Origin of the sequence: Streptomyces sp. NPDC088725, assembly GCF_044751305.1 — a bacterium.
Taxonomy (GTDB): domain Bacteria; phylum Actinomycetota; class Actinomycetes; order Streptomycetales; family Streptomycetaceae; genus Streptomyces.
Map to the genome: position 1 here is coordinate 41,763 of NZ_JBIVLO010000014.1, position 26,829 is coordinate 68,591.

Sequence of the window (26,829 nt, forward strand, 5' to 3'; positions counted from 1 at the left end):
GATCATAGAGTTGGGCCGGACAGCGCCTCGGTCAGCGGGTGCGGCGGGTGACGAACTCCGCGAGGGCCAGCAGGTCTCCGGCGGCGGCGAGGTCGGGGACCGCCGTGGACAGTTGCTGAATGGCCCGGGACATCCGGTCGGCGGCCTGGTCCTGTGCCCAGTCCCGGCCGCCGGCCCGCTCGACGGCGTCGGCGGCCCGCCGGATCGCGGTGGCGTCCATCGGACGCAGGTACAGCTCGGCCAGCTCCTCGGCGGCCGGGGTGCCGGACGCCAGGGCCGCGACCACCGGCAGGGACTTCTTGTGGGCCGCCAGATCGGCGCCGGCCGGTTTGCCCGTACGGTCGGGATCGCCCCAGATCCCGATCAGGTCGTCGATGAGCTGGAAGGCGAGGCCCGCCTCCCGGCCGAAGGCGTCGAGCGCGGCGACCTCTTCGTGCCCCGCGCCCGCGAACAGTCCGCCGAGCGCGCACGACGCACCCAGCAGGGCGCCCGTCTTGGCGGTCGCCATGGCAAGGCATTCGTCCAGCGAGACGTCGTGCGGGCCGCGCCCTTCGAAGGCGCAGTCCGCCTGCTGTCCCGCGCACAGCTCGATGACACAGGCCGCGAGCCGGGCCGAGGCCGCGCCGGCCGCCGGATGAGGATCCTCGGCGAGCAGCCGCAGCGCCAGGGCCAGCACGGCGTCGCCGGTGATGATCGCGTCCGGGGTGCCGAAGACGGTCCACGCGGTGGCGCGGTGCCTGCGGGTGGGGTCCTCGTCGATGACATCGTCGTGGAGCAGGGTGAAGTTGTGGACCAACTCCACGGCGACGGCGGCCCGGAGGGCGAGAAGCTGGTCGCCGCCGAGCGCACGGCACGCGGCGAGCACGAGCGCGGGCCTGATCGACTTGCCGGCCCGCCCCGAGGCCGGGGAGCCGTCGGCCTGCTCCCAGCCGAAGTGGTACATCGCGACCCGGCGCATGGAACCGGGCAGCGACTCGACGGTGGAACGCAGTTCCGGATGAACTGCTGTGCGAGTGCGCTCCAGGAGGGCCACTGCCTCATGGCCCTCGGTGTCGGCACCCGTGCTGGTCACGCTCACGGTCACTTCCTTGATTGCGGCAGGGGTGGGTTCGACGCACCGGGACCCGGGGGCCGGGCCGTCACGGCGTACGTGACGGTCCGGCAGCCCCGGGCCGTGTCCGGTCACCTCACCGCCAGCGGCTCACTTCGACGTTCTCCAGGACACCGAGGGCGTCCGGCACCAGGACGGCCGCCGAGTAGTAGGCCGTGACCAGGTACGAGATGATCGCCTGGTCGTCGATCCCCATGAAACGGACCGACATGCTCGGCTCGATCTCGTCCGGGATCCCGCTCTGCTGGAGGCCGATGACTCCCTGGTCGGCCTCGCCCGTACGCATGCAGATGATCGAGGTCGTCCTGGCGTCCGAGATCGGGATCTTGTTGCTCGGGAAGATCGGCACCCCGCGCCAGGCGGGCACATGGTGGCCCGCGACCTCGACCGTGGACGGGTTGAGCCCCCGCTTGTTGCACTCGCGCCCGAAGGCGGCGATGGCCTTCGGATGCGCCAGGAAGAGCTTCGAACCACGCCTGCGGGACAGCAGCTCGTCCATGTCGTCCGGGGTCGGAGCGCCGTCGTGCGGCTGAAGCCGCTGGCCGTAGTCGCAGTTGTTCAGCAGGCCGAACTCACGGTTGTTGATCAGCTCGTGTTCCTGGCGCTCGCGCAGCGCCTCGACCGTGAGCCGCAACTGCTGCTCGGTCTGGTTCATCGGCTGGTTGTAGAGGTCCGCGACCCTGCTGTGCACCTTGAGCACGGTCTGCGCCACGCTCAGTTCGTACTCACGGGGCGCGCCCTCGTAGTCCACGTACGTGTGAGGCACCTGCGCCTCGCCGACATGGCCGGCGGACAGCTCGATCGCCGCCTCGCCGTACTTGTTGGTCCGCTGCTCCGGAATGGAGGCCAGCGAATCCAGGTGGCCGCGCAGCGAATCCGCGCGCTCCGCGAGGTTCAGCACGTCCTGGCGGGACAGCTCGAGCACCGTGCAGGCCGTCGCCGCGCGCGCCGTGTACTCCCAGGTGGCCTCCCCGTCCACCAGGGCCTGTTCGCCGAGGTAGGCGCCGTCCGCCAGGACTTCAAGAACCGTTTCGTCACCGTAGGGGCCGGCACCCACCTTCTCGACCTTGCCGTGCGCGAGCAGGAAGACCCGGTCCGTGACATCACCGCTGGCGGCCAGCGTCTCCCCGGCCGCGAACTCCCGCTGCTGGCATCGGTTGGCCAGCTCGTTCAGCGCGTCCTGGTCCTCGTAGTCACGCAGCGCGGGCAGTTCGCCCAGCTCGGCGGGGATGACCGATACCCGGTCGCCTGTCTGGACGAACGTCACGCGTCCGTCACCGACCGAATAGGTGAGCCGGCGGTTCACCCGGTAGGTCCCGCCCTGCACCTGGACCCACGGCAGCATGCGCAGCAGCCACCGCGAGGTGATCTCCTGCATCTGCGGTGCCGACTTGGTGGTGGTTGCCAGGTTCCGGGCGGCGGCCGTACCCAGGCTCTGCTGGGCCGGCGGCTGTACCGCTCGGGCCTCTTCACCAACCGACATGGAATCTCCCCTTCGATCATGTACCGACGTGCAGGGTGAGACTTCCAGCACCAGGCGTAGGCGCGCCATTACACAAATGAGTGGGAGTGAACGCCCGGGAACGGGGCACGGCGCGCCGAAGTCCACCCAGATGGCCCCTCGGCGGCCCTTATGTCCGGATCGACTCGCACATCGCTCGAACGGTCCGTGAGCAGGCTCGTCCCCGGGTAAAAGTCCGTCACGAGAATCCGCGACAGGAGTCGTCACGATTTCGAGAGATTCCGCTCATCTCCGGAAGGAGCCGATCATGGCGACACCCATGTCCGCGGACAGCTTCCTCGACCTGCTCACGGGGGAAGGGCTCACCGTCGTGGAGGTCGGCGGCTGGCGTACGCACAACCGCGACAGCAAGGGCCGGTGGGGCCCGGTCGACGGCGTGATGATCCATCACACCGCCACCGAGGGCACGGCGGCCACCGTCGCCCTCTGCCGGGACGGCTCGGCGGACCTGCCGGGGCCGCGGTGCCACGGCGTCATCGCCAAGGACGGCAGGGTCCATCTGGTCGGCTACGGCCGGGCCAATCACGCGGGCGCCGGTGACGGAGATGTCCTGCGCGCCGTGATCGCGGAAAAGCGCCTGCCGCCGGACAACGAGACGGACACCGACGGGAACGCGCACTTCTACGGTTTCGAGTGCGAGAACCTCGGCGACGGCAGGGATCCCTGGCCCGAAGTCCAGTTGGAGGCGATCGAGAAGGCGGCGGCCGCGCTCTGCCGCCACCACGGCTGGAGCGCCAGGTCCGTGATCGGCCACCTGGAATGGCAACCGGGCAAGACCGACCCCCGCGGTTTCACCATGAGGGAGATGCGCGAGAGCGTCGCGGACCGCCTGAAGTAGGACCGCCGCGCGGACCCGCCGCACGGACCCGCCGCGCGGACCCGCCGCGCGAGCAGGCGCGCGAACCCGCCGGACCTGCCGCACGGACCCGCCGCGCGAGCCCGGCCGACGGGCGTCGGCACCCGGCACCCGGCACCCGGCACCCGGCACCCGGCACCCGGCACGACAATGGTCCTGTGACCTCCACTCCGCCACCCGGGCTCGCCGCCCTGCGACCGCGGCTCCCCTCGCCGCTGCGGGCGGCCGAGGACGAGCGCTTCACCCGGCACGGCATACGGCTGTTCCTCAAGCGGGACGATCTGATCCATCCGGAGCTGCCGGGCAACAAATGGCGCAAGCTGGCGCCCAATCTCCGCGCCGCCGCCGCTGCGGGCAACCACACCCTGCTCACGTTCGGCGGTGCGTACTCCAACCACCTGCGCGCGACAGCGGCCGCCGGGCGGCTGCTCGGCTTCGCGACCGTCGGGGTCGTACGGGGACAGGAGCTGGCGGACCGGCCGCTCAACCCGTCACTCGCCCGGTGCGCGGCCGACGGGATGCGGCTGCGGTTCGTGGACCGCGCGACGTACCGGCGTAAGGCAGACCCCGCCGTGCTCGCCGCCGTCCTGTCGGACGCCGGTCTGGAGCGGGATTCCGTTTACGTCGTTCCGGAAGGCGGCAGCAACGCGCTCGGCGCCCAGGGGTGCGCGGATCTCGGCCGTGAGCTGCGCGGCGCCGCCGATGTCATAGCCGTCGCGTGCGGGACCGGTGGAACGCTGGCGGGACTGGCCGCCGGGCTCGGTCCGGGGCAGCGGGCCCTCGGGTTTCCCGTACTCAAGGGCGGGTTCCACGGCCCGGAGATACGCGCGCTCCAGCGCGCCGCCTTCGCCGGCCCCGCCGGTGAGTGGAGTCTCGACGACCGGTTCCACTTCGGCGGTTTCGGGCGGGTACCCGAAACGCTCGACGCCTTCGCCGAGGAGTTCGAAGAGCGTCACGGACTGCCCGTCGAACGTCTCTATGTCGCCAAAATGCTGTACGGGCTGACAGTCCTGGCGGACGAAGGAGTCTTCCCGCCCGGCACGCGCCTCGCCGCCGTGGTCACCGGCAGCCCCGACCCGGCCCCGCCGGAGCCCTCCACCCCACCGGAACAGGCCCGGGAACAGGACCCGGAACAGACCCGGGCCCCAGCCGCAGAACCGGCCCGGGAACAGGCCCCACCGCAGCACACCCCGCCCGAGCCGCCTCAGTCCTCGGCCTCCCGATAGGCCGCCGCCTCCTCCAGGTCCAGCCTGCGCAGCAGCGTCCGCAGCATCTCGTCGTCGATGCGCCGCCGGTCCCGCAACTGCACGAACACCGAACGCTCCGCCTCGATCATCTCCCCGGAAAGCCTCCGGTACGTCTCGTCCGCCGACTCCCCCGTCGTCTCGTTGACGGTTCCCAGCCGCTCCCAGACGGCGTTGCGCCGACGCGCCAGGGCCGCCCTCAGCCGCTCTTCGAGCGGCGGCGGCAGCGCGTTGTGCTCCACGGCCAGCAGTTCGTCCAGCCGGCGCTCCGCCCCGTCCGACGCCGCGTTCTGCGCCTGCGCCTCGGCCAGCGTCTCCCGGCGCCGGTCCCGCCCCGGAACATTCAGCAGCCGGATCAGCGGCGGCAGCGTGAGCCCCTGCACGACCAGCGTGCCGATCACGGTCGTGAAGGTCAGGAAGAGAATCAGGTTGCGCGCCGGGAACGGCGTGCCGTCATGCAACTCGGCCGGGATCGAGAAGGCGATCGCCAGCGACACGACCCCGCGCATCCCGGCCCAGCCGACGATCACCGGCGCCTTCCAGCTGGTCTCGCGCTCGCGCTCCCTGATCTTCGGGAACAGCGCGCGCGGCACGAAGGTCGCGGGATAGACCCAGACGTACCGGACGAGCACCACGGCGACGAAGGTCCCCAGGGCGTACAGCAGGGACTCGCCGACCCCGTACTGCCCGAGTCCTCTGAGAACGAAAGGCACTTGGAGCCCGATGAGGGCGAAGACCGCCGACTCCAGGATGAACGCGACCATCTTCCAGACCGCGTACTCCTGGAGCCGGGTCGCGAAGTCGACCTGTGAGGCGCGGTGGCCCAGGTAGAGCGCGACCACGACCACGGCGAGCACCCCGGAGGCCCCCACCTCGTCGGCCACGCCGTAGGCCACGAAGGGGATGAGCAGCGAGAGGGTGTTCTGCAGCAGCGCCTCTTTGAGGTACTTGCGCAGCCAGTACAACGGCACCATCAGCACGAGCCCGATACCGACGCCGCCGAGCGAGGCGAGGGCGAATTCCCCGACGCCGCCGAGCCAGCCGACCGACTCGCCGACCGCCGCGGCCAGCGCCACCCTGAACGCGGTGATCGCCGTCGCGTCGTTCACCAGTGACTCGCCCTGGAGGATGGTGGTCATCCGGCTCGGCAGACCGAGCTTCCTGGCGATCGCGGTGGCGGCGACCGCGTCGGGTGGTGCGACGACCGCGCCGAGCACCAGGGCCTCGGCGGGCGGCAGACCGGGCACCAGGAGATGGGCGAGGTAGCCGACCGCGAGGGTCGCGAAGAGGACGTATCCCACGGAGAGCAGCGCGATGGGCCGGATATTGGCCCGCAGCGCCAGGTACGAGCTGTCCACGGCGGCCGTGTACAGGAGGGGCGGCAGGATCAGCGGCAGCACGATGTGCGGGTTGAGCGTGTAGGCGGGCACGCCGGGCACGTACGCGACACCCAGGGCGACGCCGACCAGCAGCAGCGGCGCGGGCACGGGCGTCCTGCGGGCGAACCCGGCGACCGCCGCGCTTGCGGCCACCAGTGCGACCAGCTGCAAAACGTCCATCACACCGTCCTCACATGCGTCGTAACCTGGCCATCATGAGTGAGTGCTTCCACGTGGCAGATCTGCCGCGCCCCGAGCCCGCCCCGCTGAGTGAGACCTGCCTGGAGTGCCGGGCGGCGGAAAGTGACCCCGTCCAGCTGCGCCTCTGTCTGACATGCGGACACGTGGCGTGCTGTGATTCGTCGCCGTACCAGCACGCGACCCAGCACTTCAAGGACTCCGGCCACCCGGTGATGCGGAGCTTCAAGGCGGGCGCCGGCTGGCGTTGGTGCTATCCGGACGGTTCGATCGTCTGACGTGTGGGTACGTCAACCCTTCGCCGGTTCTTCGCAATTGAGCGCCGGAAACCGTTAACCACTTTGCGTGCTCATACGTTTACCATGAGTGACAGCTGTCGGACGGGGGCCCTGCGACAGGGCACCATGGATCGCGATAGCGTCGCCAGTCCAGACCGGCTACGTACCGACTACGTACCGCAAAGCTTCGGGTCGTTTCCCGTCCGAGGCCCTAGATCAGCTTGTGCCACCTTGGAGGTGAGGGTGTCCCAGATCGCAGGCGAGCCCGGGACTCAGGACTTCGTGGAAGTCCGGTTGCCCGCTGCGGGTGCCTACCTGTCCGTGCTGCGTACGGCCACGGCCGGCCTCGCGGCGCGTTTGGACTTCACCCTCGACGAGATCGAGGACCTGCGCATCGCGGTGGACGAAGCCTGCGCGATCCTGCTTCAGCAGGCCGTACCCGGCTCCGTCCTCAGCTGTGTGTTCCGGCTGGTGGAGGACTCACTCGAAGTGACGGTCTCCGCCCCCACCACCGACGGGCGCGCGCCGGAGCGCGACACCTTCGCCTGGACAGTGCTCTCCGCGCTGGCGGGCAAGGTCGATTCGACGGTGGCCGAGGACCGTACGGTCGCCATCAGCCTCTACAAACAGCGCGGCGCGGGACCCGGGCCGGCGTGACGAACGGGGAAGGGCCGGTGCGTGACGAGGGGCGCATCCCACAGGAACCGGAACCCCGGGACCTGGGAGCGCGGCATCCGGAATCGCGGGACCCGGGGTCGGAGGATCCTGGGTCACGGGGTCCCGCGGGAGGGCACGCGGCTCCGCAGGAGCCGCCGCTCGCCCCCTCGGACATCCCCGGGCAGCAGGCCCGTCCCCACCCGGAGGACGGACCTGACGGCCGGACGGCCGTAGCGGAACAGGCGCAGGCAGAGCGGGCGGCCACCATGAGCGAACAACACCACGATCCCCACGACCGCAGCGGTGCGCGGGCGATGTTCATCGAGCTGCGCGAACTGCCCGAGGGCTCGGCCGAGAAGGCCGATCTGCGCAACCGCCTGGTGCGGATGCACCTGCCGCTCGTCGAGCATCTCGCCAGGCGGTTCCGCAACCGCGGCGAGCCGCTGGACGACCTGACGCAGGTCGCGACCATCGGCCTGATCAAGTCGGTCGACCGCTTCGACCCGGAGCGGGGCGTCGAGTTCTCGACGTACGCCACTCCCACGGTCGTCGGCGAGATCAAGCGGCATTTCCGGGACAAGGGCTGGGCGGTACGGGTGCCGCGCCGCCTCCAGGAGCTGCGGCTCTCCCTGACGACCGCCACCGCCGAACTGTCGCAGCAGCACGGCCGTTCACCCACCGTGCACGAGCTGGCGGAGCGCCTGGGCATCTCCGAGGAAGAGGTCCTGGAGGGCCTGGAGTCCGCCAACGCGTACTCCACGCTGTCCCTGGACGTCCCGGACACGGACGACGAGTCCCCTGCCGTGGCGGACACCCTGGGCTCGGAGGACGAGGCGCTGGAAGGCGTCGAGTACCGCGAGTCGCTGAAGCCGCTGCTGGAGGACCTGCCGCCGCGTGAGAAGCGGATCCTGCTGCTGCGCTTCTTCGGGAACATGACCCAGTCGCAGATCGCACAGGAGGTCGGCATCTCCCAGATGCACGTCTCACGGCTGCTGGCGCGCACGCTGGCGCAGCTGCGCGAGCGGCTGCTCGTGGAGGAGTAGAGCGGTACGAGAGGGGCGAGCCGGCGGTACGGCGGCGCGCCCCGCCTCGACGGCCCGCATCCGCACCCCGGCCCTTCCGCGCGGCGGACTTCGCGGTCGGGCTTCGCGGCCGGACTCCGTGGCCGGATTTCGTGGCCGGCGGCTACGCGTCGCGGGCCGGGCCGCGGATGCCGAGTGCTTCCGTGGTCACCGGGTTGACCAGCAGGACCAGCCCCGTCACGGCGACCGCCGCGAGTGCGATCCCGGCCGGGATCAGCGCCCCGGAGGACTGCGCCAGCGCCGCCGCGACCGGCACCGCGATGATCTGTGTGATGAGCGCGGGGCCCCTGCTCCAGCGGCGGCGCAGCAGCAGCCCGCGGGCCGCCAGCAGCGGGATGAGACCGAGCACGATGAGCGTGACGCCGGTCGTCTCGGCCTGTTCCGGGCTGTCGGGCCTGCCCATCAGCCCCAGCACCAGCAGGGACACGCCACCGGCGAGGAGCGCCAGGGCCTCGGCACCGGCGACGGCGGCCGCCGCCGTCAGGCGCCCGGGACGTGGGGTCGTGTCCTGGGCGGGGTTCCGGGCCTGGACTGCGGGGGTCTTCTCACTGCTGCTCACCCCTGCAGCGTAACGGCCGCCGCGCGGGCCACGCAGCTGACGCGTACCGGCGGGTAGCCGCCATCGCCCAGACGAGTCCGCTCGTTCCCAGGCCGGTAATCTGGCCGTATGCGCGCACTCCTTGTGGTCAATCCGGCAGCAACCACCACCAGTGCCCGGACCCGAGACGTACTGATCCACGCACTGGCCAGCGAGATGAAGCTGGAAGCGGTGACGACGCGCTACCGAGGACACGCGCGTGACCTCGGCAGACAGGCCGCGGAGGCCAAGGACATCGACCTGGTGGTCGCGCTCGGCGGCGACGGCACCGTGAACGAGGTCGTGAACGGTCTGCTGCATCACGGACCCGACCCCGAAGGGCTGCCGCGCCTCGCGGTCGTACCGGGCGGTTCCACCAATGTCTTCGCCCGTGCTCTCGGAGTGCCGAATGACGCCGTCGAGGCGACCGGAGCGATTTTGGATGCGCTGCGTGAGCGAAGCGGACGCACGGTAGGTCTCGGACTGGCCGCAGGCACTCCGGGTACCGAAGACGAGTCCGCTCCCGACCGCTGGTTCACTTTCTGCGCGGGATTCGGATTCGCCGCGGGAGTGGTGGGCCGAGTCGAACAACAACGGGAGCGCGGGAAGAAATCAACGCACGCCCTCTATGTGCGCCAGGTGGTACGGCAGTTCCTCGAAGAGCCGCACCGCAGGCAGGGAATGATCACGCTTGAACGGCCGGGACAGAACCCGGTCAGGGACCTCGTGCTGTCCATAGTCTGCAACACCGCACCCTGGACCTACCTGGGCAATCACCCGGTCTACGGCTCTCCCGGGGCCTCCTTCGACACGGCTCTGGACGTCCTGGGACTGAGCCGATTGTCGACTTCGGCGGTGGCCCGTTATGCCACACAACTGCTGACTTCAACGCCCGATAAGGGCCTTCATGGAAGGCACGCACTCGCCCTTCATGATCTGACGGAGTTCACCTTGCATTCAAAGGTGCCTCTCCCCTTTCAGATGGACGGCGACCACTTGGGACTGCGTACGAGCGTGACGTTCACAGGCGTACGCCGTGCACTGCGTGTGATTGTGTGAGTGGAAGGGACCAAACTCCTTTCACTCGAACGTTTAGGCTGGGATCCACCCCATGGAAGTACGGCTGTGACCTAGTCGACACCGAGGAATCAAAAAAAACTTTCCAGAAGGGGTTGTATCCGCCGCCGAGGTTTGCGAATCTCTACATGGCGATCGGGACGGCCCGCAGCACCGGCCTCCCTGAGAACCAGAACCCCTCCTCACACCAAGGACCACAGCTGTCCATCAGACAGTTCGGCCCTTCCGTTGGTGAGGGATTCGTGAAAGCGTTCACATTCACAAGCAACCCGCACGTAATACCAAGAGAGGTAGCAGCCATGGACTGGCGTCACAACGCCGTTTGCCGCGAGGAAGACCCCGAGCTCTTCTTCCCCATCGGCAACACCGGTCCTGCGCTGCTGCAGATCGAGGAAGCCAAGGCCGTCTGCCGTCGCTGCCCCGTCATGGAGCAGTGCCTGCAGTGGGCGCTCGAGTCCGGCCAGGACTCGGGTGTCTGGGGTGGCCTCAGCGAGGACGAGCGCCGCGCCATGAAGCGTCGTGCCGCTCGCAACCGGGCGCGCAACGCGACCGCCTGACCCACCCCGCAGCAGCCTCAGCCCGGCGGAGCGTACAGCGAGTACGCATACCCCGCCCCCGAACCGCAGCGCGCAGTACACCCCCCGATGCGCATAGAAACGTGAGCTTCGAGCCGAGCCCCGAACCGTCACCACGGTTCGGGGCTCGCCGCTGTTCAGGGTGCCCGGCCCGGCATGTCCGACAGCGGTCCGCATACACGGCGGCGACAGTAAAACCCGTATATCGCCTACCGCTCAATGTTTCTGACGTACCGTTACTTCTGCCGTTGCTTCCGCCGTTACCTCTGCTGCTCCACCGGAATGTCGAGAATGACGTGCGTGCCGCCCGCGGGCCCCGGCACCATGTCGAACCCGCCGCCCAACTCGCCCTCCACCAGCGTCCGTACGATCTGCAGCCCCAGATTTCCCGCGCGCTGCGGGTCGAATCCCTCGGGCAGTCCGCGCCCGTCGTCCTGGACGGTGATCAGCAGCCGGCCGTCGGAGCGCCCGCCCTCTCCCCGTTTCGGGGACGGCTTTCCGCTCCGGACGGCGGAGACCTCGACCCGGCCCTGTTCCCCTGGGGCGAAGGCGTGTTCAAGGGCGTTCTGCAGAATTTCGGTGAGCACCATCGAGAGCGGTGTCGCCACTTCGGCGTCGAGAATGCCGAACCGTCCCGTCCGTCGGCAGCTGACCGTGCCGGGCGAGATCTCGGCGACCATCGCGAGCACCCGGTCGGCGATCTCGTCGAACTCCACCCGCTCGTCCAGGTTCTGAGACAGCGTCTCATGGACGATGGCGATCGAACCGACCCGCCGTACCGCCTCGTTGAGGGCGTCCCTGCCCTGCGGGGACTCCATCCGCCTGGACTGGAGCCTGAGCAGTGCGGCCACCGTCTGGAGGTTGTTCTTCACCCGGTGGTGGATCTCCCGGATGGTGGCGTCCTTCGTTATCAACTCACGTTCGCGGCGGCGCAGTTCCGTGACGTCCCTGAGCAGCACCAGCGAACCGATCCGGACACCCTTCGGTTTGAGCGGGATGGCCCGCAGCTGGATGACACCGAAGTCGCTCTCCACTTCGGTCTCCCGGGGCGCGTAACCGCTCGCCAGTTTGACCAGCGCCTCGTCCACCGGGCCGCGCGCGGGCGCCAGTTCGTCGGTCGTACGTCCGAGATGGTGGCCGACCAGATCGGATGCGAGGCCGAGCCGGTGGTACGCGGAGAGCGCGTTGGGGCTCGCGTACTGGACGAGACCGTCGGCGTCGAGCCTGATCAGTCCGTCGCCGACCCGCGGTGAGGCGTCCATGTCGACCTGCTGGCCGGGGAACGGGAAGGACCCGGCGGCGATCATCTGGGCCAGGTCGGAGGCGGACTGGAGATAGGTCAGCTCCAGCCGGCTCGGGGTGCGGACCGTGAGCAGGTTGGTGTTGCGGGCGATCACCCCGAGGACCCGGCCCTCGCGCCGTACGGGGATGGACTCGACCCGCACCGGCACCTCCTCGCGCCACTCCGGATCACCCTCCCTGACGATCCGCCCCTCGTCGAGCGCGGCGTCCAGCAGCGGCCTGCGGCCGCGCGGGACGAGGTGGCCGACCATGTCGTCCTGGTAGGAGGTGGGCCCGGTGTTCGGGCGCATCTGAGCCACGGACACGTAGCGCGCGCCGTCGCGGGTGGGGATCCACAGCACGAGGTCGGCGAAGGAGAGGTCGGAGAGCAGCTGCCACTCGGAGACCAGCAGATGCAGCCACTCCAGGTCGGACTCGCTCAGGGCGGTGTGCTGGCGTACGAGTTCGTTCATAGAGGGCACACGGCCGAGCGTACCCGTGGCATGAACCAGGACGAACCGTGGCCCGTGCCGGTCGGCGGACCCGCCGTCGGATCGGACAGCTGTCCGGAAATCTCCTGCCCGTACGCATGGACAGGACAGATTGGTCTAGTCCACAATGAATCGGTAAAGGTCGGCCACAGGCCGCCCCCGGCTTCCGTTCTCCCCGCACAGGAGAGCGGAACGAGGCACCCGGCGCTCTCTGCCCTGACCGCGCCGGTGCCTCTTCCACGGCCACGCGGGACCGCACACCCGCAGGCCGTAGCGACCGGGCTGCGGTGCCGGACGGGCTGAGGGTCCCGTCCCGGCGCCGCGGCCCGCGGGTGCCTCTTCCCCGCGCTCCTCACGGCAGCCTCATACGCCCATCCGAGTGAAACCCCGCGGGCCCGTACGGCGGCGGAAACCACCATCTCGGCGACCCGCCGGTAACGTCTTCCGCTCTGCTAGATTGGTCTATACCACATAGCGGATTCGGCTACACCTCCAAGATCGGCAGGCCCCAGCGTGGAAGTTGTCATCGTCCAGGACGCCACCGCAGGCGGCGAGCTCATCGCGGAGAGCATCGCCACGCTGCTGCGCCGCAAGCGCGACGCCCTGATCGGCGTGGCCACGGGCTCGTCGCCGCTGCCCATCTACCAGGCGCTGACCGCCAAGGTCGCCTCCGGCGCCGTCGACGCGTCCGGCGCCCGCATAGCGCAGCTGGACGAGTACGTCGGGCTGCCCGCGGGCCACCCCGAGTCGTACCGGTCCGTCGTGCTGCGCGAGGTCGTGCGGCCCCTCGGGCTGGACGAGAGCGCGTTCATGGGTCCTGACGGCAGCGCCGACGACATCCTCGCGGCCTGCGAGGCGTACGATCGCGCGCTCGCCGCGGCCGGCGGCGTAGACCTCCAGCTGCTCGGCATCGGCACCGACGGGCACATCGGCTTCAACGAGCCGGTCTCCTCGCTCGCCTCGCGCACCCGGATCAAGACGCTGACGGAGCAGACCCGCGTCGACAACGCGCGCTTCTTCGAGGGCGACATCGAGCAGGTGCCGCACCACGTCATCACCCAGGGCATCGGGACCATCCTGGAGGCGCGGCATCTGGTGCTGCTCGCCACCGGGGAGGGCAAGGCCGAGGCCGTGGCGCAGACCGTGGAGGGGCCGCTCGCCGCGCTGGTGCCCGCCTCGGCGCTCCAGCTGCACCCGCACGCCACCGTCGTGGTCGACGAAGCGGCCGCGTCGAAGCTGAAGCTCGCCGACTACTACCGCGCGACGTTCGCGGCCAAGCCGGAGTGGCAGGGGCTGTAGGTCCCGCTTTCCACGGGTCCCGCGTACGACCGTGCCGGGCCGCGCCCCTGAGGGCGGCCCGGCACCGTCGTGTCCCGCGCGCGGCGGTCAGTCGCGGCGGCCGGTGATCGCCTCGGCGGCGGCCTGGCCGCAGACGCGGGCCGCGCCATGGGTCGCGATGTGCAGCGCTCCCCTGGGCTCCGCCTCGTTCACGCCCATCTCCACGACGACCGTGCCGGGCCGGGCGGCGAGCAGCGCGTCGAGAGCGTCCGACATCCAGGCGTGCCGGTGGCTGTCCCGTACGACGGCCACGACGGTGCGCCCGCCCGCCGCCTCCAGCACGCGCCCGGCCAGCTCCGCGGCCGCACCGTGCGTGCCGTTCACACCGTCAGGGCCGTCCGAGCCGCCGTACGCGCCCGTCTCCGTACCCGGCAGCAGCCGCGCCAGCGCCGCCCCGACGCCCCACGGCGTCTCGTCGCCGACCGCGATGTTCGCCTCGGGGCTGAAGGTGGCGACGTACGGCGCTTCCGTGAGGGGCCGGCCGCGGCCCGTCACGCGCACAGCGCGCCGGGCCGCGAGGAGGCCGATCGCGGAGCCGGGCGCGGTCCCCTCCTGTGAAGCCGCGCCCGGCTCCGCCGCCCCCCGCCCGTGGCGCGTCCAGTCGGCGAGGGCGCGCACCCGCGCGGCCGCGTCGGCCAGTCGCTCCTCGGGCAGTTCACCGGTCCGTACCGCTGTCACGAGCGCGTCGCGCAGCCGCAGGACGATCTCCTCGTCCGCCAGGCCGCCGCCGACACAGATCGCGTCGGCGCCCGCGGCCAGCGCGAGGACGGAGCCGCGCTCGATCCCGTACGTCGAGGCGATGGCCCGCATCTCCATGCCGTCGGTGACGATCAGGCCGTCGAAGCCCAGCTCTCCGCGCAGCAGACCGGTGAGGATCCGCGGGCTCAGGGTCGCCGGGTGGTCCGGGTCGAGCGCGGGAAGCAGGATGTGCGCGCTCATCACGGATTTGGAACCCGCCGCGATGGCCGCGCGGAACGGCAGCAGCTCACGGGCGTGCACGGTGTCCAGGTCCACATCGATGCGCGGCATCAGGAGGTGCGAGTCCACGCTCGTGTCGCCGTGGCCGGGGAAGTGCTTCGTGCAGGCCGCGACTCCGGCGCTCTGGAGCCCTTCGACGTACGCGGCGGTGTGCCGCGCCACCAGATCGGGCCCGGCACCGAAGGACCGTACGCCGATGACGGGGTTGGCCGGGTCGGAGTTCACATCGGCGGACGGTGCCCAGTTGAGGGTGACCCCGCACGCGGCGAGCCTGCGGCCCAGCTCGTGTGCGACCTCCCGGGTCAGGTCCGTGTCGTCGATCGCGCCGAGGGCGTAGTTGCCGGGGAAGGAGGAACCGTCCTTGACCTCCAGGCGGGTGACGTCGCCGCTCTCCTCGTCGATCGCGACGAGGATGTCGTCCCGCTCGGCCCGCAGGCGCGCGGTGAGCGCGGCCAGTTGCTCCGGCGAGTCGACATTGCGGCCGAAGAGGCCGACCGAGGCGAGGCCTTCGCCGATCCGGCGCAGCAGCCAGTCGGGGGGCGTGGTGCCGGTGAAGCCCGGCTGGAGGACGGCGAGGGCGTCGCGCGTCAGCGTGTCGGTCGTGTTCGCGAGAGTCGACATGATCCGCGTTATCCCTTCACCGCGCCGGCCGTGAGACCCGCGGCCATCTTGCGCTGGACGATGAGGAAGAGCACCACGATCGGGACCGCCATCATCGTGGAGCCGGCCATCATCGGGGCGAACTCGGTTCCGTGCTTGGTCGTGAAGTTGGAGAGCCACACGGTCGCGGTCTGGTGCTGCTGGCTCATCAGCATCAGGGCGAACAGGTACTCGTTCCAGGCCTGGATGAAGCCGTACACGGAGGTGGCGACCAGGCCGGGGGCGAGCAGCGGGAAGACGACCCGGACGAAAGCGCCGGTACGGGAGCAGCCGTCGACCATCGCCGCCTCTTCCAGCTCCTTCGGGATGTTGACGATGAAGCCGCGCAGCGTCCACACCGTGAAGGGCAGGATGAGGGTCAGATACATGATGATCAGGCCGGTGAGCTTGTCGTACTGGCCCAGATCGTTCAGCAGCAGGAAAGCCGGGATGATCATGGCGACCAGCGGGATCATCTGGACCGCGAGGATGCCGACGATCACCGCCTTACGGCCCCGGAAGGCGAACCGCGAGATGGCGAGGGCGGCGAGCAGTCCGACCGCGATCGCGACGGCGACCACGGAGACGGAGACGATCAGCGAGCGGGTGACCGGGCCCCAGAAGTCCGCGATGTCCAGTGCGCGGCGGAAGTTGGCGAGGGTGAACGTACGCGGGAAGAAGTGCGGGTCCGCGTCGACGGCCTCGCCGGCCGGTTTGAGCGCCGTGTTCAGCATCCAGTAGACGGGGAAGCCGATGACGGCGAAGACCAGCACACCGAGCACGTTCCAGCCGAGCTTGCTCTTGCGGCGCCGGGCGCCGGGAGCGGGACGGGCGGCGGCGGTGGGAGCCGCTGTGGTCGTGGTCACTCCACGTCTCCGATCTTGAGCATCTGGCGCATGTAGACCGCGATGACGCCCAGCAGCAGGATCACCGTGAGCAGGGCGATCGCCGCTCCCTGCGAGTAGTCGTTGACGGCGAACGCGCGGTCGAACGAGTACGTGGTGAGCAGTTGGAACTCGGCCTCGGGGTGACCGCCGCGCATCACGTACACCTGCGGGAAGACCCCCATGTCCCAGATCACGGAGAGGGTCGCCAGCATCACGATGATGGGCTTGAGCAGCGGCAGCGTGACATGGCGGAAGACGCCCCAGGCGCCGGCGCCGTCGAGCCTGGCGGCCTCTTCGAGTTCCAGCGGCACCTGGGAGAGCCCCGCGGTGAGGGTGATCGCGACGAACGGCACGGCGCCCCAGATCACCAGCAGCATGATCACGGCGAGGCCCTGCGGGCCGCTCGCGAACCAGTTGTGGCCGATGAGATCCACGCCGGGGATCTTGCTCAGCACCCAGTTGAGGACGCCGTAGTCGGAGTCGAACATCCACTTGAAGATGGTGATGGCGACCACGACGGGCATGCCCCAGCTGGCGATCAGGGCGATGTTGACGAGCGTCTTCACCCAGCCGGAGACCTTCTGGAGGAGCAGGGCGACCAGCATGCCGAGGACCATCGTGAGGATCACGCAGCCGGCGGCGAAGACCAGCGTACGGAGCACGACCGCCCAGAACTCGCCGTCACCGAGGATCGTGGTGAAGTTGCCGAAGCCGGCGAACTCCGCGGGCTGGAAGCCCCAGAGCTGGGACTGTCCGAACGTCTGGAAGGACAGCGTCACCAGCCGCACCAGCGGATAGCCGAAGACCAGCGCTATCAGGGCCAGACAGGGGGCCAACAGGAGCCAGGGGAGCGTGCGTTCGCCTCTGCCGCGCTTTCTGCCCGGTCGCTGTGACGGAACGCCGGCTCCCGGGGCGGGTGGTGGATCGCGCCGCGCCGGCGGCACGTGGACAGTGGTGGTCTCTGCGGCAGTCATCGCGCGCTCCTCAGGGTCCCTCTCCTGGTACCGCCGACCAGGCGTGCCGGCCGGGTGGCAGGGCCCCGTCTCCCCGAAGGGGCCCTGCCATCAGGTCACTTGGTGTTGATGACCTTGTCGATCGCGGTGTCCGCGGTCTTCGCCGCGGCCTCGACCGACTGCTTTCCGGTGGCGATGGACTGCAGCATCGTCTGCAGTACCTGGGCCTTCTCGACCTGTCCCCAGCCCGGGGCCATCGGCACGAACCAGCTCGACTCGGCGGCGGTGGCCGGGACCGCGAGCGCCGGGTCGTTCTTCAGCGTGGCGAGGGCCGTCTTGTTGTTGGGCAGGTTGCCCTTGGCGATCAGGCCCTTCTGGCCCTGCGTGCCGGTGAAGGCGTTGATCCACTCGGCCGCGGTGTCCTGCGCCCGGGACTTCACCGGGATGGCCAGGTCGGAACCGCCGAGGAAGACGGGCATGTTCTTGCCGGACGGGCCGGGCATCACGAAATTCTCGAGGTTGCCCTTGAGCTTGCCGGTGGTGTCGGTCTTCGGGTCCTCGGCGCTCCCGCCCTCCCAGGCGGCGCCGAAGATCATCCCGGCGTTGCCCTGGCCGTACACGAGGGGACGGTCGGACTCGTCCTTGGTCTTGTCGCCCTTCATGTAGGAGTCGAGGACGCTCTTGTACTCGTTCAGGCCCTTGAGCGACTCGGGCGAGGAGAGGTTCGCCTTGAAGGTGCCGCCGCTGTCCGTGGCGATGGAGCCGCCGGCGTCGTAGACGAAGGACATGGCCGCGTACCAGTCACGCGAAGGCTGGTACCAGGCGCTGAACTTGCCGCCCTCCTTCTTCTGGATCCTGTCCAGGTCGGAGGTCAGCTCGGTGTAGGTCGTGGGGACGGCGGTGACGCCCGCGCTCTTCGCCACGTCCTTGCGCCAGTTGGCCACGCGGCCACCGGCGTAGTACGGCACGCCGTAGGCCTTGCCGTCGTACGTGACCGACGACTTGAGGCCGTCGAGCCAGCCGGCCGAGTTGTCGAACTTCGACGGGTCGACCGCGGCGAACGCGCCCTTCACCGTGTAGCCCAGCATCTCGGTGTTGCCCATCTCGACGACGTCGGGGGCCTTGTCCGTGGCGAGGACGGCGTCGAGCTTGGTGTTCTTGTCCGGCCACCCGTAGTACTCGTGGTGGATGACGAGACCGGGGTGCTTCTTCTGCACCGCCGCGTCGGCGGCCTTCACGAGATCGGGCCAGTTGTTCTGTGCGTCCACCGTCAGCCACACGGTCAGCGCCTTGGCGTCGCCGGTCTTCGACGGGCCGTCCGACGAGTCGGAACCACACGCCGCGATGCCGACCAACATGCCCGCGACGCCGACCGCCGCGATGAGCTTGCGCTTCACGCAACCCTCCTCAGGGACTCCTGCAACTCCCCGCCCAGCGCGAAGACTTCCGCCGATTACTGCCGGGGCTGGGACGTGGTCTTTAATGGTTTAGACCAGTAGGGGGAGCTTGGCCTAGACCTTTAGGGGTGTCAAGGGTGTATAAGAAGGGCAGTCGCGTCCGTTATCGGACCGACACCTGGGGTCTTTCGTTTGGATCAGGCCGGATCAGGGAGCGGGATCTGGTGTTGTGCATCGCAAGGCGGAGGAGGGAGGCGACGCGGTGCGTCGTCGACCGACGACAACGCCGCGAGGTGCGGCGCCAGATCCCGCGAACCCAGCATGATCCAAACGAGAGACCCTGAGCCGCGCCCGGGAAACGGGAGAGGGCGACGCGTCGTGACCGGACCGTGCCACGATGTGAGCCGCGACAGACGGAGGAGCCGGTGACGGCAGCAGCGCAGGAACCGGTGACGGCAGTAGTACAGGAGTCGGGAAGGCAGGCCATGGCGACCGAGGGAACCGGTACGGAGACCGAGGGCGGGGCGGTGACCCGTACCGCGCGCGTGCCCAAGTACTACCGGCTGAAGCGGCACTTGCTCGACATGACGGAGACGATGCCGCCCGGCACCCCGGTCCCTCCCGAACGCACGCTCGCCGCCGAGTTCGACACCTCGCGCACCACCGTGCGCCAGGCGCTCCAGGAGCTGGTGGTCGAGGGACGGCTCGAACGCATCCAGGGCAAGGGCACGTTCGTCGCCAAGCCCAAGGTCTCCCAGGCCCTCCAACTCACCTCCTACACCGAGGACATGCGCGCCCAGGGCCTGGAACCGACGTCCCAGCTGCTGGACATCGGCTATGTCACCGCGGACGACAGCCTGGCGGAGCTGCTCGACATCACCGCGGGCGGCCGGGTGCTGCGCATCGAGCGGCTGCGGCTCGCCAGCGGCGAACCGATGGCCATCGAGACCACGCACCTGTCCGCCAAGCGCTTCCCCGCGCTGCGCCGCTCGCTCGTCAAGTACACCTCTCTCTATACGGCCTTGGCCGAGGTGTACGGAGTCCACCTGGCCGAGGCCGGGGAAACCATCGAAACCTCCCTGGCCACACCGCGCGAGGCGAGCCTGCTCGGTACGGATGTCGGCCTGCCGATGCTGTTGCTCTCGCGTCACTCCCTCGACGCGGATGGCGAACCGGTGGAGTGGGTACGTTCGGTGTACCGCGGCGACCGCTACAAGTTCGTCGCCAGACTGCGCCGTCCGACCGACTGACCTGCGGCCCCGCCGTGTCCGTCCGGGTGGCGCCGTACTAGATTTCCTGTGCATGACAACAGGGATCAGCGAGGGGACGGAGCCGCCGCATGCCAGAAGTTCAAGATAGTCCCGCACAGAGACCAGCCACCGTCACACCGGCCCGGGTGGTCATCGGCCTCTGCCTCCTCGCGCCCTTCGTGGCCCTGCTCTGGGTGGGCTCGTACGCGAAGGTCGACCCGGCCTTCATCGGCATCCCCTTCTTCTACTGGTACCAGATGGCGTGGGTGCCGGTCTCGGCCGCGCTGACGATGATCGCGTACAAGCTGTGGCAGCGTGACCAGCGCGTCCGCCAGGGGGGTGCGTCGCGATGAAGGACGGCGTGAACGGCGTCGCGCTCGGCGTCTTCATCTTCTTCTTCCTGGCCGTCACGGCCATGGGCTTCCTCGCGGCGCGCTGGCGCCGCGCCGAGAACCAGCACAGCCTGGACGAATGGGGCCTGGGCGGACGGTCGTTCGGCACCTGGGTCACCTGGTTCCTGCTCGGCGGCGACCTCTACACCGCGTACACCTTCGTGGCCGTACCCGCCGCCATCTACGCGGCGGGTGCCTCCGGCTTCTTCGCGGTGCCGTACACGATTCTGGTGTACCCGCTGATCTTCACCTTCCTGCCGCGCCTGTGGTCGGTGTCGCACAAGCACGGCTACGTCACCACCTCGGACTTCGTCCGGGGCCGCTTCGGCTCGAAGGGCCTGTCGCTGGCGGTCGCGATCACCGGCATCCTCGCGACGATGCCCTACATCGCGCTTCAACTGGTCGGCATCCAGGCGGTGCTGGACGTGATGGGCGTCGGCGGGAGCGACGGCACCAACGAGTTCGTCAAGGACCTGCCGCTGCTGATCGCGTTCGCCGTGCTCGCGGCGTACACGTACTCGTCGGGGCTGCGCGCGCCCGCGCTGATCGCCTTCGTCAAGGACGGCCTGATCTATCTGGTCATCATCGTGGCGATCATCTACATCCCGATCAAGCTGGGCGGCTTCGACGACATCTTCGCCAAGGCGGGTGACGCGCTCTCCCAGAAGAATCCGGCGACCGGCCAGCCGAAGGGCGCGCTCGCGCCCGGCGAGGCCGGGCAGTGGGGTTACGCGACGCTCGCGCTCGGCTCCGCGCTCGCGCTGTTCATGTATCCGCACTCCATCACGGCGACGCTCTCCAGCCGCAGCCGCAACGTGATCCGGCGCAACACCACGATCCTGCCGCTGTATTCACTGATGCTGGGCCTGCTCGCGCTGCTCGGCTTCATGGCGATCGCCGCCGGAATCAAGGTGGACAACGGGCAGTTGGCGATTCCGCAGCTGTTCGAGAACATGTTCCCCGACTGGTTCACCGGCGTGGCCTTCGCCGCCATCGGCATCGGCGCGCTGGTGCCCGCCGCGATCATGTCGATCGCCGCGGCGAACCTCTTCACCCGCAACATCTACAAGGACTTCATCAAGCCGGACGCCACTCCGGCGCAGGAGACGAAGGTCTCCAAGATCGTCTCGCTGCTGGTGAAGGTGGGCGCGCTGATCTTCGTCCTCGGCATGGACAAGACGGTCGCGATCAACTTCCAGCTGCTCGGCGGCATCTGGATCCTCCAGACGATGCCGGCGCTGGTCGGCGGCCTGTTCACCCGCTGGTTCCACCGCTGGGCGCTGCTCGCGGGCTGGGCGGTCGGCATGGTGTACGGCACCGCGGCGGCGTACGGCGTCGCGAGCCCGACGCAGGCGCACTTCGGCGGTTCCTCGAAGGAGATCCCCGGCATCGGGGAGATCGGCTACATCGGTCTCACCGCGTTCGTGATGAACGTGGTGGTGACGGTCGTACTCACCTTCGTCCTGCGGGCGTTCAAGGCGCCGGAGGGCATCGACGAGACGACCGGCTCCGACTACACGGCGGACGCCGGTGACCCGGAGGTCGTGGTGGAACTGCCTCCGGCGACGGTGGGCGGCCCGGCGGGCCACTGACCCGTCGGGGTTCTCACGCGGAAGGCGGGCCGTCCGGACACCGGGCGGCCCGCCTTCGCCGTTCGGCGCACGGCGCCCGCTTTCGGCGTCGGCGCACCCGGCCCCTCCGTCAGCGCACCCACTCCTTGAGCCGTTCGGTGTCCAGCGTGATGCCCACGGGGTCGGGCAGTCGGATCTCCTTGCCGAACGGCACCGTGTGAGCCATCTCGTAGCGGACCCCGTCCGGCTCGCTGTAGACCGTCACCTCACAGCTGTCCCGGTCGACCAGCAGATATACAGGGATGCCCGTCTGCGCATAGGCGCGCGGTTTCTCCACCCGGTCGCGCTCATCGGTGTCCGCATCGTACGAGGTGACCTCGACGGCCATCAGGACCGGAGCGGGGTCGGCCCACTCACCCTGGCCCGCGAAGACGCCACTGGGCGCGAGCGAGCCGTCCGGCCGGGCCCTGCCCTTGCGGTACTCCTGGACCCTCAGTCCTCTGTCCGGGTAGAGCCACAGCTCCGGACGTGACTGGATGCAGATACGCGTCAGCCACTCGACGATGCTGTCGTGGTCCCCGTCCGGCACGACCCTGCTCCTGATCTTCCCGTCGATGAGTTCCAGCCGGATGCCTTCTATGGTCCTGGCGAGTATCCGAGCGGCCTCGTCGAACTCCTCGGGCAGGATCTGGGTCTCGTAGTCGACGGCTGCCATGGGGCCTCCTCGGCCAGGGGATCTCTCTGCCTCCGACCCTAGCGGAGGGGTCCGGCACCCGGCGGGCGGAAGCGGCCGTTCCACCGTATCCGTGCGTGAACTCTTGACATGCGCGGTCGCGGAACAGACCCTACGACAACGTTGTCAGGGTGGGGCCGTCCGCTCCTCTCGGGCGCCTCTGGATTGGACCTCTCTCGCATGTCTCATCAGTCGTCTCACCCGTCACGCCGGTCGGTCGTCGCCACCGGATCAACCCTGCTGGCGGGCTTCGGTCTCGGGATCGCGCTGCCCGCGAGCAGTCAGGCGGCGGGGCCCGCCGCACCGGCCGGGTCCGGTCCCGCGGGCGAGCTGGCCGCCTACCGGCCCGTCTCCGTGTCGTCCACCGACTACGCCCCCACGCCGGGCGAGTTCGTCGTGGACCGGCTCAGCTCCTCCGGTGTGAAGGGCAGCGGCTGGCGCGCCGCCGACGGCGACCCGCAGTGGATATCCGTCGACCTCCAGGCGGACTGCTCCGTCGAGTCCGTCCGGCTGACCTTCGAGGCCACCGCGGACGATCCGGTCTTCGTCCCGTCCACCGACGGCAACCCGCGCGACAGCACCACCGGCCAGGAGATCCTGTCCAGTTGCGCCGTGGACTACGTCATCGAGACCTCGCGCGACAACCGCACCTGGACCAGCGTCCACCGGACCACGTCCGGCACCGGCGGCGTCGTGGAGATCAAGCCGGCCCGGCCGGTCACCGCGCGCTGGGTGCGCATGACCGTGCACAAGCGATCCAACCCCAACCCGCTGGGTCTCAACGGCTTCGAGGTGTACGGCACCACCCGGGGCCACCGCCCGGCCGCGACCGGATGGACCGACTGGGGGACGCGTCACCACGACGCTCCCGCGCTGAAGGTCGCGGGCGACGGCACCGTACCGCTGGAGTCGGGCTGGACGCTGACCATGGACGACTGGGCCGGCGGCGAGGGCGCCGAGCTGTCCAGGGCTGCGGTGGACACGAGCAGTTGGCTGCCCGCGACCGTCCCGGGAACGGTCCTCGCCTCACTCGTGGAGCAGGGACATCTGCCGGACCCGGTGGCCGGTCTGAACAACCTGCACATCCCGGAGGCGCTGTCCCGTCACTCGTGGTGGTACCGGCGCGGCTTCCGCCTCCCCAAGGGCCTGCGCACCGGCTCGGGCCGTCACATCTGGCTGGAGTTCGACGGCATCAACCACCAGGCGGACCTCTGGCTCAACGGCCGCCAAGTGGGCGGCCTCACCTTCCCGTTCGCCCGGTCCGCCCACGACGTGACGAACCTGCTGACCGGCGGCGAGCAGGCGCTCGCCGTGAAGATCACGCCGATGCCCCTGCCGGGCAGCCCCGGCGACAAGGGCCCGGAAGGACTTGCCTTCGTGGACGCGGGCGCCACCATGATGAACCGCAACTCGCCTACGTACCTTGCCTCTTCGGGCTGGGACTGGATGCCGGCCGTACGCGACCGGGTGGCCGGCATCTGGAACCACGTACGGCTCCGCTCGACCGGCCACGCGGTCATCGGCGACCCCCGCGTGGACACCGTGCTCCCCGGCCTGCCCGACACCGGCAGCGCCGAAGTGACGATCGTCGTGCCGGTGCGCAACGCCGATTCCACCGCCCGGCGCGTGACCGTCACCGCCTCCTTCGACGGCGTGCGCGTCTCGAAGACCGTCACCGTGGCGGCGGGCGCGACGTCCGACGTCACCTTCGCCCCGGCCGACTACGGCCAACTGCGACTGCGGAAGCCCAAGTTGTGGTGGCCCAACGGCTACGGCGAGCCTCACCTCCACGACCTGACGCTGACCGCCTCCGTCGGCGGCGACGAGAGCGACCGGCGCACCACCCGCTTCGGCGTCCGGCAGTTCGGCTACGAGTACGAGATCAAGCTGCCGTTCGACGGCGGCACCGACGCGTACACGCAGTCGGTCGCTGTGGGCACCCAGCAGGCCCGGTACGTACGGATCCGCTGCCTGACCCGGGCCACGGACTGGGGCTCCTCGCTGTGGACCCTGTCGGTCTTCGACAGCGCGAACCCCGCCACCGACCTGGCCCTGCACCGGGAAGCCACCGCGCAGTCCGTGGACGGGGACGGCAATCCGGCGTCCCACGTGACCGACGGCGACCCCGGCACCCGCTGGTCCTCGGCGTTCGAGGACGACCAGTGGATCCAGGTGGACCTGGGCTCGCCGGTCTCCTTCGACCGCGTCGACCTGGTCTGGGAGCAGGCGTACGCCAAGACGTACGCGGTGCAGGTCTCCACGGACGGCTCCACCTGGACCGACGTGAAGACGGTCGACAACTCGGCGGTCCCGCTGCCGTTCCAGCAGGCCGACGCGAGCCTCCAGAACGTCGACTTCCCTGCCAGGAGCGCCCGTTACGTACGGATCAGCGGCGGGGCACGGGCGACCAGCTGGGGCACCTCGCTGTGGAGCCTGTCGGTCGTCGACAGCGCGGAGCCCGCCACCGACCTGGCCCTGCACCGGAAGGCCACCGCACTCTCCGACGACGGGTCGAACCTGCCCGCCAATGCCACCGACGGCGACCCCGGCACCCGCTGGTCCTCGGCGTACGAGGACAACCAGTGGATCCAGGTGGACCTGGGCTCGCCGGTCTCCTTCGACCGGGTGGTCATCGTCTGGGAGCAGGCGTACCCGAAGACGTACGTGATCCAGGTGTCCGACGACGGCTCCGCCTGGACGGATGTGAAGACGGTCGACAACGCGCCGGATCCGCTGAAGATCAGTGTGAACGGCGTACGGGTCTTCTGCCGGGGCGGCAACTGGGGCTGGGACGAGCTGCTGCGCCGTATGCCGGCCGAGCGGATGGACGCGGCGGTGCGGATGCACCGCGACATGAACTTCACCATGATCCGCAACTGGGTCGGCTCGGTGAACCGCGAGGAGTTCTACGCCAGTTGTGACGAGCACGGCATCCTCGTGTGGAACGACTTCCCCAACGCCTGGGCCATGGACCCGCCGGACCACCAGGCCTTCAACGACCTCGCGCGGGACACCGTACGGCGCTACCGCGTCCACCCCAGTGTCGTCGTGTGGTGCGGCGCCAACGAGGGCAACCCACCGGAGGCGATCGACAGCGGGATGCGGGACGCGGTCCGGGCCGAGGCGCCCGACCTCTTCTACCAGAACAACTCCGCCGGGGGCATCGTCACCGGCGGTGGCCCGTACGGCTGGGTGGAGCCGGACAGTTACTTCTCCCCGGCCACGTACGGCAGCGGCAGCTTCGGCTTCCACACCGAGATCGGGATGCCCGTGGTCTCGACGGCCGAGAGCGTGCGGAACCTGGTCGGCGACGAGCCGGAATGGCCGATCGGCGGCGCCTGGTACTACCACGACTGGAGCACCCGGGGAAACCAGGCCCCGCAGAACTACCGGGCGGCCATCGAGACCCGTCTCGACACGGTGAAGGACTTGGACGACTTCGCGCGCAAGGCGCAGTTCGTGAACTACGAGAACACCCGCGCCATGTTCGAGGCGTGGAACGCGAACCTGTGGAACGACGCAAGCGCCCTGCTGCTCTGGATGTCCCACCCTGCGTGGCACAGCACGGTGTGGCAGACGTATGACTACGACTTCGACGTCAACGGTACCTATTACGGGGCCCGGAAGGCGTGCGAGGCCGTGCACGTCCAGGCGGAACCGGGGAGTTGGCAGGTCATCGCCGTCAACCACACGGCCGCGGCGATGAAGGGAGCGACGGTCACCGCGCGCTGCTACGACCTGGACGGACGGCAGCGCGGCACCGACCGGCGTACGAAGGTGGACGTCGCCTCCTCCACGACGACGAAGGCGTTCGCCGCCGACTGGACGAAGGACCTGCCCGACTTCCATCTGCTGCGGCTGACACTGGAGGACAGCCGGGGGAAGGTCCTGTCGGAGAACACGTACTGGCGCTACCGCTCGGCGGCCGACATGAAGGCGCTCAACAAGGCCAAGCAGGTGAAGGTGTCCGCCGCGCTCGGCAGGACGGCGAAGTCGGGCGCGCGGCGGACCCTGACCGCGACGGTCCACAACCGGGGCGCGGCGGTCGCGGCGATGGTCCGGCTGTCGCTCCTGGACGCCACCAGTGGCGAGCGGGTCCTGCCTACGCTGTACGGCGACAACTACCTGTGGCTGCTGCCCGGCGAGTCGCGGACGGTCACGCTGTCCTGGCCGGCCGACGCCCTGCCGTCGGGGCGGCCGGCGCTGCTGACGGAGGGGTACAACGCGGCGCGGACGGTGACCCGCGCGTAGGCCCTGTGTGAGATGTGGCTCCTTCTTCGGGCGGCCCGGCTCGACGCGCCCGGCGCGGTCATCGCCGCGCCGGGCGAGGCCGGCCGGACGGCCCGGCGGCCCCGATACGGGC

General features: G+C 69.7%; 22 protein-coding genes. 12 read left to right on the forward strand and 10 right to left on the reverse strand.

All coding sequences use genetic code 11. From position 1 onward, the window contains the following. Nucleotides 1–31 precede the first annotated feature (31 nt). Both ACIP6N_RS27620 and ACIP6N_RS27625 read right to left on the reverse strand, forming a co-directional pair. The gene (locus tag ACIP6N_RS27620) at nucleotides 32–1,072 is read right to left on the reverse strand and encodes a family 2 encapsulin nanocompartment cargo protein polyprenyl transferase (RefSeq protein WP_401820134.1); all 1,041 of its coding nucleotides are present in this window, start codon (nucleotides 1,070–1,072) and stop codon (nucleotides 32–34) included. A gap of 115 nt (nucleotides 1,073–1,187) precedes the next feature. Beyond that, nucleotides 1,188–2,594, reverse strand: a complete 1,407-nt coding sequence (locus ACIP6N_RS27625) for a family 2B encapsulin nanocompartment shell protein (protein ID WP_401819993.1) — start codon at nucleotides 2,592–2,594, stop codon at nucleotides 1,188–1,190. Between the two features lie 286 nt (nucleotides 2,595–2,880). On the opposite strand from ACIP6N_RS27625, the gene ACIP6N_RS27630 reads away from it, so the two are divergent. Both ACIP6N_RS27630 and ACIP6N_RS27635 read left to right on the forward strand, forming a co-directional pair. Continuing rightward, on the forward strand, nucleotides 2,881–3,471 hold the full coding sequence (locus tag ACIP6N_RS27630; RefSeq protein WP_401819995.1) for an N-acetylmuramoyl-L-alanine amidase: 591 nt from the start codon (nucleotides 2,881–2,883) through the stop codon (nucleotides 3,469–3,471). 176 nt (nucleotides 3,472–3,647) lie between these two features. Continuing rightward, nucleotides 3,648–4,715 (forward strand): 1-aminocyclopropane-1-carboxylate deaminase/D-cysteine desulfhydrase, encoded by a 1,068-nt coding sequence (locus tag ACIP6N_RS27635; protein ID WP_401819996.1) that lies wholly within the window; start codon nucleotides 3,648–3,650, stop codon nucleotides 4,713–4,715. Here ACIP6N_RS27635 and ACIP6N_RS27640 read toward each other — a convergent pair. Next, nucleotides 4,694–6,292, reverse strand: a complete 1,599-nt coding sequence (locus ACIP6N_RS27640; RefSeq protein WP_401819998.1) for a Na+/H+ antiporter — start codon at nucleotides 6,290–6,292, stop codon at nucleotides 4,694–4,696. The genes ACIP6N_RS27635 and ACIP6N_RS27640 overlap by 22 nt on opposite strands. 35 nt (nucleotides 6,293–6,327) lie before the next feature. Between ACIP6N_RS27640 and ACIP6N_RS27645 the strand changes: the two genes are divergently transcribed. From ACIP6N_RS27645 to ACIP6N_RS27655, 3 genes are all read left to right on the forward strand, one after another. Then, nucleotides 6,328–6,588 carry a UBP-type zinc finger domain-containing protein gene (locus tag ACIP6N_RS27645; protein WP_401819999.1) on the forward strand — a complete coding sequence of 87 codons (261 nt, stop codon included), beginning with the start codon at nucleotides 6,328–6,330 and terminating at the stop codon, nucleotides 6,586–6,588. Nucleotides 6,589–6,831: 243 nt separating this feature from the next. After that, a complete protein-coding gene (locus ACIP6N_RS27650) occupies nucleotides 6,832–7,245 on the forward strand; it encodes an anti-sigma regulatory factor (RefSeq protein WP_401820000.1) in 414 nt (137 codons plus the stop codon). After that, nucleotides 7,242–8,288, forward strand: coding sequence for an RNA polymerase sigma factor SigF (locus tag ACIP6N_RS27655; protein ID WP_401820002.1), 1,047 nt, complete (start codon nucleotides 7,242–7,244; stop codon nucleotides 8,286–8,288). The genes ACIP6N_RS27650 and ACIP6N_RS27655 overlap by 4 nt, the downstream gene beginning before the upstream one ends. A 142-nt stretch (nucleotides 8,289–8,430) precedes the next feature. Here ACIP6N_RS27655 and ACIP6N_RS27660 read toward each other — a convergent pair whose 3' ends face one another. Then, nucleotides 8,431–8,886, reverse strand: a complete 456-nt coding sequence (locus ACIP6N_RS27660) for a hypothetical protein (RefSeq protein ID WP_401820004.1) — start codon at nucleotides 8,884–8,886, stop codon at nucleotides 8,431–8,433. Nucleotides 8,887–8,994: 108 nt separating this feature from the next. Between ACIP6N_RS27660 and ACIP6N_RS27665 the strand changes: the two genes are divergently transcribed. Together ACIP6N_RS27665 and ACIP6N_RS27670 are read left to right on the forward strand one after the other, a co-directional pair. Continuing rightward, on the forward strand, nucleotides 8,995–9,963 hold the full coding sequence (locus ACIP6N_RS27665; RefSeq protein WP_401820007.1) for a diacylglycerol/lipid kinase family protein: 969 nt from the start codon (nucleotides 8,995–8,997) through the stop codon (nucleotides 9,961–9,963). 317 nt (nucleotides 9,964–10,280) lie between these two features. Further along, nucleotides 10,281–10,538: a WhiB family transcriptional regulator gene (locus ACIP6N_RS27670; RefSeq protein ID WP_004937597.1), complete on the forward strand. Its 258-nt coding sequence runs from the start codon at nucleotides 10,281–10,283 to the stop codon at nucleotides 10,536–10,538. A gap of 278 nt (nucleotides 10,539–10,816) precedes the next feature. Here ACIP6N_RS27670 and ACIP6N_RS27675 read toward each other — a convergent pair whose 3' ends face one another. After that, on the reverse strand, nucleotides 10,817–12,310 hold the full coding sequence (locus ACIP6N_RS27675; protein ID WP_401820137.1) for a sensor histidine kinase: 1,494 nt from the start codon (nucleotides 12,308–12,310) through the stop codon (nucleotides 10,817–10,819). A 531-nt stretch (nucleotides 12,311–12,841) separates the two neighbouring features. Between ACIP6N_RS27675 and nagB the strand changes: the two genes are divergently transcribed. Then, on the forward strand, nucleotides 12,842–13,627 hold the full coding sequence (gene nagB, locus ACIP6N_RS27680) for a glucosamine-6-phosphate deaminase (protein ID WP_401820009.1): 786 nt from the start codon (nucleotides 12,842–12,844) through the stop codon (nucleotides 13,625–13,627). A gap of 87 nt (nucleotides 13,628–13,714) precedes the next feature. On the opposite strand, the gene ACIP6N_RS27685 is transcribed toward nagB, so the two are convergent. From ACIP6N_RS27685 to ACIP6N_RS27700, 4 genes are all read right to left on the reverse strand, one after another. Beyond that, on the reverse strand, nucleotides 13,715–15,265 hold the full coding sequence (locus ACIP6N_RS27685; RefSeq protein WP_401820012.1) for a glycoside hydrolase family 3 protein: 1,551 nt from the start codon (nucleotides 15,263–15,265) through the stop codon (nucleotides 13,715–13,717). Nucleotides 15,266–15,273: 8 nt separating this feature from the next. Continuing rightward, a complete protein-coding gene (locus tag ACIP6N_RS27690) occupies nucleotides 15,274–16,149 on the reverse strand; it encodes a carbohydrate ABC transporter permease (protein ID WP_401820015.1) in 876 nt (291 codons plus the stop codon). After that, on the reverse strand, nucleotides 16,146–17,144 hold the full coding sequence (locus tag ACIP6N_RS27695; RefSeq protein ID WP_401820016.1) for a carbohydrate ABC transporter permease: 999 nt from the start codon (nucleotides 17,142–17,144) through the stop codon (nucleotides 16,146–16,148). Before ACIP6N_RS27695 ends, ACIP6N_RS27690 begins: the two co-directional genes overlap by 4 nt. Before the next feature lie 95 nt (nucleotides 17,145–17,239). Continuing rightward, nucleotides 17,240–18,520, reverse strand: a complete 1,281-nt coding sequence (locus ACIP6N_RS27700; RefSeq protein ID WP_401820018.1) for a sugar ABC transporter substrate-binding protein — start codon at nucleotides 18,518–18,520, stop codon at nucleotides 17,240–17,242. A 485-nt stretch (nucleotides 18,521–19,005) separates the two neighbouring features. Here ACIP6N_RS27700 and ACIP6N_RS27705 point away from each other — a divergent pair, with 485 nt between their 5' ends. The 3 genes from ACIP6N_RS27705 (at nucleotide 19,006) to mctP (ending at nucleotide 21,754) form a co-directional block, all read left to right on the forward strand. Then, on the forward strand, nucleotides 19,006–19,770 hold the full coding sequence (locus ACIP6N_RS27705) for a GntR family transcriptional regulator (RefSeq protein ID WP_401820139.1): 765 nt from the start codon (nucleotides 19,006–19,008) through the stop codon (nucleotides 19,768–19,770). 89 nt (nucleotides 19,771–19,859) lie between these two features. Continuing rightward, nucleotides 19,860–20,123 (forward strand): DUF3311 domain-containing protein, encoded by a 264-nt coding sequence (locus tag ACIP6N_RS27710; protein ID WP_401820019.1) that lies wholly within the window; start codon nucleotides 19,860–19,862, stop codon nucleotides 20,121–20,123. Further along, nucleotides 20,120–21,754: a monocarboxylate uptake permease MctP gene (gene mctP / locus ACIP6N_RS27715; protein ID WP_401820021.1), complete on the forward strand. Its 1,635-nt coding sequence runs from the start codon at nucleotides 20,120–20,122 to the stop codon at nucleotides 21,752–21,754. Before ACIP6N_RS27710 ends, mctP begins: the two co-directional genes overlap by 4 nt. Nucleotides 21,755–21,863: 109 nt before the next feature. On the opposite strand, the gene ACIP6N_RS27720 is transcribed toward mctP, so the two are convergent. Continuing rightward, nucleotides 21,864–22,448, reverse strand: a complete 585-nt coding sequence (locus ACIP6N_RS27720) for a Uma2 family endonuclease (protein ID WP_401820024.1) — start codon at nucleotides 22,446–22,448, stop codon at nucleotides 21,864–21,866. A 198-nt stretch (nucleotides 22,449–22,646) separates the two neighbouring features. Here ACIP6N_RS27720 and ACIP6N_RS27725 point away from each other — a divergent pair, with 198 nt between their 5' ends. Then, the gene (locus tag ACIP6N_RS27725; protein ID WP_401820025.1) at nucleotides 22,647–26,717 is read left to right on the forward strand and encodes a discoidin domain-containing protein; all 4,071 of its coding nucleotides are present in this window, start codon (nucleotides 22,647–22,649) and stop codon (nucleotides 26,715–26,717) included. Nucleotides 26,718–26,829 lie beyond the last annotated feature (112 nt).